Annotated in this window: 7 protein-coding genes; 4 read left to right on the top strand and 3 right to left on the bottom strand. The window is 40.9% G+C overall.

Annotation, left to right across the window (positions count from 1 at the left end; genetic code table 11):
* Positions 1 to 128: 128 nt before the first annotated feature.
* The 4 genes from D1164_RS08670 to D1164_RS08655 all read left to right on the top strand — a co-directional run bounded on the left by D1164_RS08670 (position 129) and on the right by D1164_RS08655 (position 10,955).
* Positions 129 to 575, top strand: coding sequence for an ester cyclase (locus tag D1164_RS08670; RefSeq protein WP_119349563.1), 447 nt, complete (start codon positions 129 to 131; stop codon positions 573 to 575).
* Complete coding sequence (locus D1164_RS08665) at positions 572 to 1,135, top strand: cupin domain-containing protein (protein ID WP_172594393.1); 564 nt, start codon at positions 572 to 574, stop codon at positions 1,133 to 1,135. Before D1164_RS08670 ends, D1164_RS08665 begins: the two co-directional genes overlap by 4 nt.
* Positions 1,136 to 1,906: 771 nt before the next feature.
* Positions 1,907 to 5,614, top strand: coding sequence for a right-handed parallel beta-helix repeat-containing protein (locus D1164_RS08660; protein WP_172594392.1), 3,708 nt, complete (start codon positions 1,907 to 1,909; stop codon positions 5,612 to 5,614).
* Positions 5,615 to 6,002: 388 nt separating this feature from the next.
* Entirely contained in the window at positions 6,003 to 10,955 is a 4,953-nt protein-coding gene (locus D1164_RS08655) for a carbohydrate binding domain-containing protein (protein ID WP_119349561.1), read from the top strand.
* Positions 10,956 to 11,031: 76 nt separating this feature from the next.
* Here the strand turns inward: D1164_RS08655 and D1164_RS08650 are convergent, their stop codons facing one another.
* From D1164_RS08650 to D1164_RS08640, 3 genes are read right to left on the bottom strand one after another with little or no spacing between them, the layout of a single operon-like run.
* Entirely contained in the window at positions 11,032 to 11,400 is a 369-nt protein-coding gene (locus tag D1164_RS08650) for a BT0820 family HAD-type phosphatase (protein WP_119349560.1), read from the bottom strand.
* Between the two features lie 58 nt (positions 11,401 to 11,458).
* Complete coding sequence (locus D1164_RS08645; RefSeq protein WP_119349559.1) at positions 11,459 to 13,813, bottom strand: GumC family protein; 2,355 nt, start codon at positions 13,811 to 13,813, stop codon at positions 11,459 to 11,461.
* Between the two features lie 18 nt (positions 13,814 to 13,831).
* Positions 13,832 to 14,548, bottom strand: coding sequence for a polysaccharide biosynthesis/export family protein (locus D1164_RS08640; RefSeq protein ID WP_172594391.1), 717 nt, complete (start codon positions 14,546 to 14,548; stop codon positions 13,832 to 13,834).
* Positions 14,549 to 14,759: the final 211 nt, after the last annotated feature.

Raw genomic sequence — 14,759 nt, 5'->3', positions numbered from 1 at the left:
GAACATACTGGCAGTTGTGCGTCATGCTAATGCGCGCTAATTAACGCTTCCAGTAACTTTAACGATAGTTCTTTGTTATTGTATAAGTCTAAACCATTATGAAGACAAAACTTTAACAAATCAGTAATATGAAAACAAATGAAAAAATTTTCAGAATTTTAATTGAGGAGGGATTCAGTAAAGGCAACGTATCCGTTTTTGACGCATATTCCTCACCAGACTTTGTTGAAAATCAATATGGATTCTTTCCACCTAATGTTGAAGGAGTTAAAAAGGCAATTAATAGTCTCCACTACGCATTTCCAGATTTTTCATTGACCATAGAAGATTTGATTGCGGACAGTTCCAAGGTTTGGGGGCGAATGACAGGACGGGGGACTCATAAAAACAAATTTGGACCTATGTATCCAACAGGTAAAAAATTTGAGATTACTGTAATAGATATTATGCGATTCGAAACTGGAAAACTAATTGAACACTGGGGTGTCCCGGATAAATTGGCTCTCATGGAACAACTTGGAATGAAACCACCGCCAAAACTTATTATGAAAATAATGAGCTTGGTTAACAAATGAAAAGAAAAAATTTTATTTTATCAGCATTAGCGATAATACCTACACTTGTATTTGCTAAAATTGAATCAATAATTCCAATGAGAACGAAAGCCGGGTTTAAAGTTATTGCAGGCGAAGCCAGATTTGGCAAGCACTACAAAATGAAAGGTGTTACACAAAACATTTTGGACATCAAAATATCTGGAAATGATACCGAAAATGATTTAGCTGTATTTGAACAAACTGGTCTCAGCCCAAATGGTGGGCCACCTTTGCATATTCATCCATACCAGGATGAATGGTTCTATGTGATTGATGGTGAATATTTGTTCCAGGTTGGTGAGGATAAATATCAAATAAAGTCAGGCGACACAATTTTTCTTCCACGAAAAGTTCAACATGCATTTATTCAACTTACCGATAAAGGTAAAATGATTGTTTCGTATTTGCCCGCAGGTAAAATGGAAGAGTTCTTTGCTGTTACTGACAAATGGACATCTCCTCCATCGAAAGAAGAAATTGCAAAGGTTTTCGAAGACCACGATATGATAGTAGTTGGGGCACCATTGAAAACAGACTAGGAAATAAAATTATAAAAGCACGAACGCACAACAATTTGCAAATTGCATTACGGGTGCAGTGGTGTGCGTTGTCTCTGCTCCTTTCTTGACCGTCATGTCCTGTCGGACACTGACGCTCTTCGAAATCCGCAACGACAACTTGCAAGTGAACGACAAATGTAACAATACCATTTTTCATGTAAAGAATATTTATCATGTCATCTTTTTCTTTTCTTATTTAGAACTATTATAAATTAACATTTTTTTCCTGTATTCCTCCCTAAACATTATTGTTTAATCTCCCCCTTGGCTGGATTGAATCTATATTTTCCAGTCAAAAATTATTAGAATTTTATACATTATTTTTAAAAATATCTATCCATGCGAAATATAAGACTTTTTCACATCGGCCCCATTCAACTCCATCTCGATCTAACCTGAATATTTGTCAAAATTGTTGTTGAAATGAACAGAACTTAAGTACATCATCAGAGCAGTTATTTCTTATAATATTTCTAAAAAAAAAATGTAATTCTAATTATTCCAACAAACAAAACAAAAATCTTTATTTTTTTACATTATGTTTATTTTACAATAATTTTTTTTCACATTCAAGTCTGGGTAAACACCTGGTAGAAAACCAATAAAAAGAACTTTTGTATATTTGGCGCCGAGTAGAGGAATCATTATTTTTTTTTATAAACACCAGTAATAAGTTTTATTTTTATGGGGAGTTGTGAGTTGTATTTAAACCAGGCATATAAATCAAAGAGAAACTATTTTAAATATATTTTGGCAATCATCTTACTACTTTTTGCGGTAAGAGGTTACACTACCATTTACTATGTAAGTTCTGCGGGTAATGATTCCAACTCAGGGACCAGCCCGGACAAGCCATGGAAATCGCTGGCAAAGGTGAACAGTTTTAATCCGGCTCCCGGAGACCAGATATTATTCAACCGTGGCGACGAATGGGTTGGCACTATTAAGGCAAATGCTTCCGGAACCTCGGGGAGCCCCATTGTTTACGGAGCTTACGGAACGGGTTCAATGCCAAAAATATATGGTTCGCAGGAAATAACAGGATGGGAAGTACACTCCGGAAATATTTACAAAGCCAAATTCAGCACCAAGGTTGAGCAGGTATTTATCAACAACAAAAGAGCGACCCTGGCCAGGTATCCCAATTCAGGGTATTTTACTATTTCTAAAAAACACAGTTCCACGCAATTTACAAGTATTGAACTGAGCGGAGGAATCAACTATACCGGTGCCAGCTGGGTAGGGAGGACTTCTGCTTATACCATGTTTTCCAGAACAATCACCTCCTCCAGTTCGCAAACCCTCACCATCAGTTCAGCTCCTTCCGACGGCGGACTACTGGCAGGAAGGGGATTCTTCCTTTGCGATAAAAAAGAATTTATTGATAAGCCGGGAGAATGGTATTACGACGCCGCGGAAAAAGTGCTTTATCTGTGGGCGCCAAACGGGGATTCGCCTGCCAATTATTCGGTAAGGGGAGCAACGGCTGAGTACGGGGTAACTATCTCAGAAAAGGACTATGTGACCATAAAAGACCTGGAAATACTCCATAGCTCGGTAGACGGAATTCTCATTGACAACGGCAGTTATATTGCGGTGCAAAACAACCGGATTATCAGTCCCGATATAGTGGGTATTCATATAACTTCAGGAAATTCGAGTAATACAGAAATTACCGGCAACTATATTTATCAGGCAAACGGCGGGGGAATCAGAACCTACAGCCACTCGGCAAACATTTCTGATAACACGGTGGAAGATACCGGGCAACTGGAAAACATTAACAAATCAACGTATGCTAAATCGGATAATTTCGGTACGGGAATATTCTCACGTGGCAGACACCTTTCTATAAAATACAATCGTGTAATCAACTCCGGCTATTGCGGAATTAACTGGAAGGGACCTTACGGCGATATCAGCTACAACTACATTAACGGCGCTTGCCAGGTGCTTGATGACGGAGGCGGAATTTATACTTACAACGGGTATGACTATAAGCAAGTGGCTTCTGCCGGCTCTGTTGTAAAAAACAATATTGTGCTGAATGTATTTGGGAATCCTGAAGGACGCGAGAATGATTATTTCAGTGGATTCGGGATATATATGGATAACGCTGTACACCGTGTTACCATTGAGAACAACACCATTGCGGGGGCATCCGGTTCAATCCTGCTAAATCATAACGGGCTTATCGATGTCAGGAACAATACCATTATGGACGCGACCCTGCTTTTACACATCCACGACGAATTTGAGAACAGTAAAATAACAGGCAATATTTTTTACACCACCGACAGGGGTGGTTATTTTAAATGGTGGGGAGAAAATGCCGACCAGAGGATTGTTTACCAGGAAGCAGGTGCCACTGCTCTCTTCGACTACAATAACTATGTCTCTCATTACAGAACAGATGGTATCTTTGTTAATGCAGATTCTTTTACTAAATGGAAATCGCTGACAGGTCAGGATTCCCACTCCACGCTCGATATATCCCCCATGGCTGAAGGAGAAACAGAACGTTTGTTTTACAACGATACGAAAAAGACAAAAACCATTGACCTTGGCAATGAAGTGTACAAAGACATATACGGGAACAAAGTATCAGAAAAATTTTCACTGGAACCTTTTACCTCTAAAATACTTATCGGAACAAATTTCGACAATATCGAAACCGGAAATCAACCACCCGTGATTTTAGATCAATTTTTTGATATTACCTCCCCGAAAATCGGCGGTGAGTTAATCGGGCAGGTTGAGGCTACTGATCCCGACACCGAACAGTCGCTCAGCTATACCATTATTGAAGGAAATGAAGCCGGACTTTTCGACCTTGATTTCTCGACCGGCGAACTCCGGGCGAAATCAGACATTGCAGCCTCTCCGTTAGAAACGGTTACGCTTGTGGTTGAAGTAACCGACAATGCAGAAAATCCTTTGTCCGCCAATTCCAACATTACAATTAATATAAGCATTTTAGACACAGGAGAAGGGAATCAAAACGAGGATACAACAGCACCGGTCATCTCTTCGTTCAGCATTCCATCGACATCAGAATCACTGACAGTGGCTGTTACTGATTTTACAGCATCAGATGATATAGCGGTTGAAGCTTTCTGCCTTACAGAAACATCAGCGGCCCCATCAGTAAACGACTTACGTTGGGTGTCCACTGCTCCGGATTCTTACACTTTTGCAAAATCTGGTACCTACACAATTTATGCCTGGACAAAAGATGCTTCCGGGAATATTTCAAATCCTCTCTCGGCATCAGTTACCATCACACTTATTGATTCCGGCAACTCCGGATTAGTAGAGTATGTTACCATTTGCGAAGGGGAAAATTACCTGGGGTGGACCGAAGAAGGTGTCTATCAGCGTACCGTTTCCGAAGATACCCCGCAAACAGATAGCAACCTGATTGAAAACGGTGATTTTTCATCCGGGACCGACACCTGGAAAACCTGGGGAGCCTACGGCTACAATCTCAACCTGATTTCGAACAAGCAAGATTTTATCTCTTCTCCAACAAGCCTCCAGGCTAACTGTACGGAAAACGACACAAAAATCTCTTCCCTGCATTTAATTGCCGGTGAAAATATTGCTATTGAAGAAGGGAAAGAATATGAACTCTCTTTTTATGCCAAAGCTTCCATCGAATTTAATATTGGCAGATTGTACGTTAACAAGGCCACTTTCCCTTGGACAAAATTCGGGGCTTTTGAAATAATTAATCCCATTATTACAGAAGACTGGTCGCAGTACAAAATCAGGTTTACTGCCACACATACAGCAAGCGATGGCCAGTTACGTTTTTACCTTGGAAACAATCTCCCGTCGGGTCAAGCACTTCTTCTGGACGACGTCGTTTTTAGTGAAAAGACAGCAGAAAAAAGTGCAGAAGACCAAATTATTACAACGTACTTAACTGTTAACCCTGTTCAGTACGCAACAGAAGAAATTACCATTACCGAAGGAGAAAATTATTTGGGATGGACAGAATCCGGTCAATATGAACGTACCCTGCTCTCTGCAGCCGGTTGCGACAGTATTGTTACTACCATCTTGTGGGTGAACCCGGAAAGCAATAAAAACTTAGCAAAAATTATCCCGTTGAAATCAGGAACAATACCAGAAAATATTTCGGATAGTGTGGCTATAAAAAGCGCAAACGTTGATCATACACTGGATGGTTCTCTTTTCAGGGAAACAGATTCAGATGATTTTATTTTATACCCCAATCCTGCTTTCTCCTATGTGAACATTGCATACTACGTTTTACCTGAAGAAGAGACGTGGATCGAAATATTAAATGGAAACGGACAGATGGTATATCAGCAAAAAGTTACCTCTGTCACGCATCAAATTGACATCAATCATTTATTACCCGGAATTTATTATCTCATTTCAAAAAGAACGCAAGGAAGAACCGTGAAAAAATTTATAATCAGCAAATAAGTCCCCCGTCATACTTCTCATTTCCCCTTTTATACCCCTGTAAATCTTACTGTTATTCAATGGTAGGAGTATTTACAGGTATAGCCACAATCAACTAAACATAATCATTCAGCCTAGAGAAATAAAAGAGCTTTATGTCTTTTATTTTATATAATTATTTTTATAAGTACTTGTGGTATTCTCATCTCAGGAAAGCTGAATAGAATTCCATAATTCACATAGTCAAATAGGTGCTTTACAACCTATTTAGGGGCCATTAAAAAAGGTACAATCAGCACTTTACCTATGCCACAATCAGCATTTATTTTTATCTGATGAGATAAACATTGTAATACTTTTGTCCTCGTACAGAGAGATCAAAATTGGACATTTACTAAATTTTTTTCAAATGAATTTATCAGGGAAATACTACACCCGTGTGGTGAGAAATGGAACTTTTTATATAAAAGAACATTTATTGAAAGGAAAGGGAATTTATTTTCTCCTGTTGACGATTCTTCTAATATTCACGTATACAGGGAATTCTGCCGTATATTATGTGAGCGCATCGGGCAACGATTCCAACTCGGGAATCAGCCCGGACCAGCCATGGAAATCGCTGGCAAAGGTGAACAGTTTTATACCTGCACCCGGAGATCAGATATTATTCAACCGCGGCGATGAATGGGTTGGCACTATTAAGGCAAATGCTTCCGGCACCTCGGGAAGCCCTGTTATTTACGGAGCTTACGGAACCGGCTCAATGCCAAAAATATATGGTTCTCAGGAAATAACCGGATGGGAAGTACACTCCGGGAACATCTACAAAGCCAAATTCGATGCTAAAGTAGGACAGCTATTTATCAACGATAAAAGAGCGACCCTGGCCAGGTATCCAAATTCCGGATATTTTACTATTACGAATGCGCTTAGTTCCACTCAATTTACAAGCACCGAGTTGAACGGGGGAATCAACTATACCGGCGCCAGCTGGGTAGGGAGAACCTCTGCCTATACCATGTTTTCCAAAACAATCACCTCCTCCAGTTCGCAAACCCTCACCATCAGCTCCACACCTTTCGACGGTAGTCTGCAGGCAGGAAAGGGATTCTTCCTTTGCGATAAAAAAGAATTCATTGACAAGCCAGGAGAATGGTACTACGACGCTGCGGAGAAAATGCTTTACCTGTGGGCGCCAAACGGGGATTCGCCTGCCAATTATTCGGTGAGAGGGGCAACTTTTGACTACGGGGTAGCTATTTCAGGGAAAAACTATGTAACAGTGAAAGACCTGGAAATACTCCACAGCTCAGTGGACGGAATTCTCATCGCCAACAGCAGCTATATTACAGCACAAAACAACCGGATTATCAGCCCCGATTTAGTGGGAGTTCACGTACCTTCCGGAAATTCGAATGCTACGGTAATTACCGGCAACTACATTTACCAGGCAAACGGCGGGGGAATCAGGTGCTACAGCCACTCGGCAACCATTTCAGACAACATATTGGAAGACACCGGGTTACTCGAAAACATCAACAAATCAACCTATGCTTCATCCGATAATTTCGGCACTGCAATATTCTCCCGGGGCGACAACCCAGACATCAGGTACAACCGAATTATTAATTCAGGCTACTGCGGAATTAACTGGAAAGGCCAAAATGGAGATATCAGCTACAACTACGTTAACGGCGCATGCCAGGTGCTTGACGACGGAGGCGGAATTTATACCTACAATGGGTATGACTACAAGCAAGTTGCTTCTGCCGGTTCTGTCGTAAAAAATAATATTGTACTGAATGTGTTTGGAAACAGGGAAGGTTACACCAACACATACGATGGTGGATTTGGAATTTATATGGATAACAACAGCCACGACATTCTGATTGAAGGGAATACTGTTGCTTATACATCCTCTGCCATTTACCTCCACCAAAACGGCAAAATCAAAATAAACAACAACACTTTGATGGATGCAATCCTGCTTATCCGTTCAGGACAGGAAGTGGAAGATAATACCATCACAAACAACACCTTTTACCTGACCGGTAGAAGCGGGGATTTCGTATGGTGGAAAAATACGTATCAACGAATGATATATGAAGAATCTGCTGAGTCCTTGTTAGATCAAAACAAATATGTCAGCCGTTATAATTCAAATGTATTCAGACACAGTGGCAAAGACCGGATATTCAGTGAATGGAAATCGCTCACGAAACAGGATGCCAATTCAACCATAAACAATGAACCAATGGCTGAAGGGGAAACAGAGCACTTGTTTTACAACGATACCAAAAAGATAAAAACCATTGACCTGGGAAATGCAACGTACAAAGATGTACTCGGAAACCCGGTATCAGGAAAATTCACACTGGAACCTTTTACCTCCAAAATACTTATCGGAACCAATTTCGATAATGTCGAAACAGGGAACCAACCTCCGGTGATTCCGGATCAGTTTTTCGATATTACATCTCCGAAAACTGCAGGGGAGTTAATCGGGCAGGTGGAAGCCAATGATCCTGATGTAGGACAAAACCTTACCTACGCCATTGTTCAGGGCAATGAAGCCGGGCTTTTCAGCCTTGATTTCTCAACCGGCGAACTGCGGGCCAAAGCAGATATTACAGCCACTCCCGTAGAAACCGTTATTCTTGTGGTAGAGGTAACCGACAATGCTGAAAATCCTTTATCTGCAAACGCTAACGTTACAATTAACCTCAACATTATAGAAGCAGGGGGAGGAAACCAAATCCCGGACATGGCAGCTCCTGTCATTTCTTCTTTCAGCATCCCTCCCACGGCTGAATCTCTGACAGTGGCTGTAATTGACTTCACAGCATCAGATGATGTAGCTGTTGCAGGTTATTGCTTGACGCAAACATCAACTACTCCTGCTGCCAACGATCCGTACTGGCTGTCCACCGTTCCCGATTCTTATACCTTTGAACTATGCGGTGACCAAACGTTATATGCCTGGACAAAAGATGCTTCCGGAAATATTTCAACTCCCTCACAGGCTTCGACAATCATCACATTGCCTGATTCCGCCGACATCGTAACATCGGTTGAGCATGTTGCGATTTGTGAAGGAGAAAGTTACCTGGGCTGGACTGAGGGAGGTGTATACCAAAGAACCGTTCCCGGAGATACCATTCAAACAGGCAGTAACCTGATTGAAAACAGCGACTTTTCAACCGGGACCGACACCTGGAAAACCTGGGGAGCTACCGGATACAACATCGATCTGGTTACAAACTCACAGGATTTTATCTCTTCTCCGGCAAGCCTTCAGGCTAACTGTACCGCAAACGGAGATAATGTTTCTTCATTGCACTTAATTACCGGGGGAAACATTGCACTGGAAGCCGGGAAAGAATACGAATTCTCCTTTTATGCAAAGGGCTCTGTCGATTTTACCGTTGGAAAATTGTACCTCAACAAAGCCACTTATCCCTGGACAAAGTTCGGTTCTTTTGAAATACTTAGCCCGGTTATTACAAAAAGCTGGGACCAGTATAAAATAAAGTTTACTGCCACACATACCGCCAACGATGCCCAGCTGCGTATTTATCTTGGCAACAGCCTGCCGGCTGGTCAGTCACTGTTTCTCGACGATGTTGTTTTTGCTGAAATAATACCGGGGGGAAATGCCGAAAATCAAATTATTACAACCTATTTAACCGTTAATCCCGTTCAGTATGCGACGGAAGAAGTTACCATCATGGAAGGGGAAAATTATCTGGGGTGGACAGAAGCAGGACAATACCAGCGGACTCTAACCGCTATTACCGGGTGTGACAGTATTGTAACGACCAATCTACAGGTAACTGCCGCCGCTGTTCATACGGTGGAGAATATTACCATTTATGAAGGAGAAAATTACCTGGGATGGACTGAGCCGGGGCAATATGAGCGTGTACTTACCTCATCTGCCGGGGGAGACAGCATTGTAACAACTAATTTGTTCGTAACTGTTGAGACTCCGACATCTGCAGAGTATATTACCATTTGCGAAGGAGAAAGCTACCTGGGGTGGACGGAAGCCGGGGAATATCAACACACGATTCCCGGAGATACTATTCAAACAGGCAGTAACCTGATTGAGAACAGCGACTTTTCAACCGGAACCAACACCTGGGAAACCTGGGGAGCTACCGGATACAACATCGATCTGGTTACAAACTCACAGGATTTTATCTCTTCTCCGGCAAGCCTTCAGGCAAACTGTACGGCAAACGGGGTTGAAGTTTCTTCTCTGCACCTGATCACCGGGGAAAACATTGCACTGGAAGCCGGGAAAGAATACGAACTCTCCTTTTATGCAAAGGGCTCTGTCGATTTTACTGTTGGTAAGTTGTACCTCAACAAAGCCACTTATCCCTGGACAAAGTTCGGTTCTTTTGAAATACTTAGCCCGGCTATTACAAAAAGCTGGGACCAGTATAAAATAAAGTTTACTTCCACGCATACTGCAAACGATGCCCAACTGCGCATTTATCTTGGCAACAGCCTGCCGGCTGGTCAGTCACTGTTTCTGGACGATGTTGTTTTTGCTGAAATGATACCGGGGGGAAATGCCGAAAATCAAATTATTACAACCTATTTAACCGTAAATCCCGTTCAGTACGCAACGGAAGAAGTTACCATCAAAGAAGGGGAAAATTATCTGGGGTGGACAGAAGCCGGACAATACCAGCGGACTCTTACCGCTATTACCGGGTGCGACAGTATTGTGACGACCAACCTACAGGTAACTGCAGCCGTCGTCTATTCGGTAGAAGATGTTACCATTTGTGAAGGAGATAATTACCTGGGATGGACTGAGCCGGGACAATATGAGCGTACGCTGACCTCATCAACCGGAGGAGACAGTATTGTAACCACTGTTTTATCAGTAAATCCCATTCAGTATACTACCGAAGAAGTGACCATCGTCAAAGGAGAAGATTACATGGGATGGAAAAAAGAAGGGTACTACGAACGTACCCTCACCTCCGCAACAGGTTGCGACAGTATTGTAACGACTGTATTAACTATTGAGAACAAAACAGCAAATAATAATTCCTCGACGAAATCAGAAAATGTTACCACATCGTCGTCAGAAACGGAATATGTGGCCAATGAGTTTATACTCTATCCCAACCCGGCAAAATCATCCATCAATATTGAATATAGTTACTTGCCGGAGATGGACACCACTATAGAAATTTTAAACGGAAACGGGCAGACTGTTTACAGTGAACGAGTTGAGTCAGTTGCCATACGCATTGATATAGATCATTTAATATCCGGTATGTATTTCATTCGGTCAGTAAGTAACAATCAGTCTACTGTAAAGAAACTAATAGTGAGGTAGCTCTAATACTCACTCTATTAGTAGTCCAATTTTGAATCTCACAGGGTCGTTGGGCCCTGTGGGTATTCAATGGGATTCAGCCCGATTTCGGGCTTTTCTCTTGTTCTTCATTTTCAACAAACATTTTATAAATCTTTTCCCATTCCGGAATACCTAAAATGTTTCTGTCGTCAATATATAAATCGGCATAAATTTTTCTGCTGTAGGTATTATCAAACTCCTCCCCTTCAAAATTATTATTGACAGCATGAAAATGTAATCCTCTCTTTTCACAAAACTTAACGGCTTTATCCAGCTCTTTTCCGGACCGGTATGTCCATAAAATTAATTTATGGCCTTTTTTCTGAAACAACTTCAATGTTTCTATTGCATAGGGTATTTCTTTCCCTATGGCCGGATATTTATGCTTTACTATGGTACCGTCAAAGTCAACAGCAATTACCATAAATCACAATTTTTCAATGTTTTTATTCCTTTTGGAAAGCTCAACGATTAAGAAAGCATCAGGCAATACTCATTTTGTTCCTGTATTCACCATATCCTTTCTTCCAGTATTTATTTCCATAGCCATATCCCCGATCGGGAGCTTCGTTTATAATAATGGCAGCACGCTTTATTTTATTAAAATCTACCATTTTATTGATCTGTTTTATTTGCTCTTTGTGGCTGTAATTCACTCGCAAAACAAACAGGCTTACGTCTGAAATCCGGCTGGTTAGTATGGAATCAGGCACTAATAATAACGGAGCTGTGTCAATTACAATATAATCAAACATTTTCCGGGTGTGCTCAATCAGGAGCTCAAACTTTACAGGGTCTATTAAATCGGAAGGATTTTGCGGGATAGGCCCTGCCTGAATGAAGGACAAGTTAGGCACTGAAGTGGGCGAAATTATTTCGTCTATGCCAATTTCATCCAGGAGGAAGTTACTTAGCCCGAACGACTCTTTTACTCCCAAATAATGGTGCAGGGTTGGCTTATGTAAGTCGGCTCCTACCAGCAACACTTTTTGGTTGGCCTTTGTGAGAATGGCAGAAAAATTTGACGAAATGAATGATTTGCCTTCTCCCGGTATCAACGAATTTATTGATATCACTTTAGAACCGGGTTCTTCCAAAATGGCATTCAGATTGGATTTCATTCCCCTGAACGATTCGGTAATTCCGGAGCGGGGATGAAGAATCACCGGTAACTTGGTCTTGTACTTATGCTGAACAATACCTTCCAAAACAGGGATAGTACTCCACTTTTCAATTTCTTCCCGTGTTTCAATTTTATTATTGAAGAAATTGATTAGTGTGATAAAAATAAATGGTATCATTACCCCGAGTACCGTTCCGGCTCCCAGACTTTTCACCATGCTGGGGCCGACTTTTGCGGCAGCTTCCACAATGGCCGAATCGATTACCTGCACCTGTGGCGCAATCGATGCTTTTGTGATGGAAGCCTCGGCTTTCTTTTGAAGCATATAAGTATAAAGATCATTGTTCAAGTCAAATTCGCGCTCAATCCCGATAAGGTTTTTTTCAGTCTCAGGTAACTTTCTTACCCGCGCCTGAATTTCATTGTAGCGTTCCTCCAGACTTTCCAGTTTCGACTTGGTAATTTTCAACTGATTTTTTAACGTCTCCTCCAGCCCGTCTCTTGTAATCTTAATTTCCTGTTCCAGCATTATAAAACTCGGATTTTTCTCCTGCACGCTCATCGAAAGCTGTTCACGTCTTGAATAAAGTTCCGTTATTTTTGACAGCAATCCGTTTAAATCAGAGTCATTGATTCCAATAACAGAAGGATTGACCATTTCCCCAATTTTATCTGAGTCGTAGAGATATTGCTGGAGTTCAGTATAGTAGTCGACCTGCAACTGGGTCAGATACTGATCATTTTCAATCTCTTCCAGTTTCTGATAAATAACCTGGGCTTCTTCTCCGAGATTCATTACCTGGTGTTCTTTTCGGAAGTCACTGTATTTTTCCTCAGCAGTACCCAAAGATTGTTCAATCCTGGCCAGTTGCGAATCAATGAACACCATCGATTTCTCTGAATTTTGGTATTTGTTTTCCATTCCAAACTGAATAAAAACATTGTTGAGTTCATTGATAAAATCTGCTTCTTTATGAGGGTTCTCGCCAGTTATCTGAATAGAAATCAGATCCGAATTTATCTCTTCCAGGCCTATCTTCGTCTTATTCATATACTGACTGGTTAATGCATGCAGATTATTAAACCTCAGAAGATAAGTTTGACCCGTTTCTCCATTTCGCATGTTTAATGTAAAATTGAAAAATTCATTTGCAAAGGGCTGACCAAATTTTGCAACCTGCTCAAAATTAACTTCCTGCAAATAGCCATTCATTCGCGTTTCTCCACTCGCCTCAATCCTGTATGTTTTATTATCTAATGCCACAATCTCAAGAAGAACACTTTCTGCATTTTTTGCAGTCGGTGGAACAACTAAATCAAAAGGCTCATTATTATACAGTTCTGCATCGTATAAAAGTTCCTTCCTGAACCAGGAGTACTTCCAGTCAAGATTTTCAAGCGCTTTTCTGAACAAAGTATACGATTGAAGTATTCCCAATTGATTTTCAATGGCAGCTCTCCGCCCCATATTCAGCACGGAGTTTTTCATATCGAAAACAGAACCAAAAGCATTTTCTTCATTCTCGATCAAAATCCGGCTCTTCACCTGGAAAATATTGGGTGAGTTTTTGTAGTAAAAAAAACCAATACCTCCGCCAAGCATACAGAATATCAGGAACAATGGCCACTTCCTCAAATATTTAAGAAAAATATTCTTGGCCTCCTTTTTCTCGTGTGATTCTATCAAACTGATAATTTCGTCCATCTTTTCCATAAAATTGCTTTTAAAATTTTAGAAGAAATTATTGTTGATTACGGTTCCGGCAACCAGCAACGTTGAAATTGTTGAGAGTATCAGAGAATAAATATTGGTGTTTTCACGTGTTCTTTTAAACCGGTTGGGCTGAATATAGACAATATCGTTGGGTTGAAGATAAAAAACATCAGAGTAGTACACGCTTTTGTCGCTAAAGTTTATGCTATATGTTTTGGTTTCGTTCTCGTTGTGCCGTATCACCAAAACATTTTTTATGTCTGCAAATTCCGTAATGCCATTTGCCATGCTAATAGCATCTATAATATTTAAACTGCCTTCATAGTTGTAATATAAACCCGGACTTTTCACTTCTCCGGTAACATTCACTTTAAAATTCAGCACTTTCACTTTTATATTGGGGTCTTTCAGGTACACTTCTGCCTGTTCTCTCACCTGGGCCTGGGCCTCAGATAAGTTCAAACCGGCCACCTTAACTTTTCCGATAACAGGTAAGTTTACGGTACCATCTTCCGCTACCATATAGCCGTTGATATACTGGCTTGCCCGGTCGCCAAACAATTGTTGCGTTCCGGAGCCATAACCATTCCCCATGGTAGGATTAAAAAGCTGATTAATTTCTTCATCGAGAGTTAGCACATTTAAGTAGAGATTGTCAAATGGTTTTATAATGTATTCGGGAGCATCTCCGGGAATTTCAAAAAGACTCTTTTCGTCATGCATATCAGCAAACATCGTGAGTTCTTTTGAGCTTCGGCAGGATGTTTGAACTACTATAAAACCCATTAATAAAAAATAAATTACATAAGACCTTTTCATCATTGTTAATTTTTAAAATTATCTTCCCGTGTTCATAATTTTTTGGTTGTTTGTTTTATTCGATGAAACATGCCTGCCATAATCAGATTCCTGCTTTTCGATAATTTATTTCGGGCTTGTTTCATTG

Source organism: Mariniphaga sediminis, assembly GCF_003573545.1.
GTDB lineage: Bacteria > Bacteroidota > Bacteroidia > Bacteroidales > Prolixibacteraceae > Mariniphaga > Mariniphaga sediminis.
This window is presented reverse-complemented; position numbering and strand designations above follow the sequence as displayed.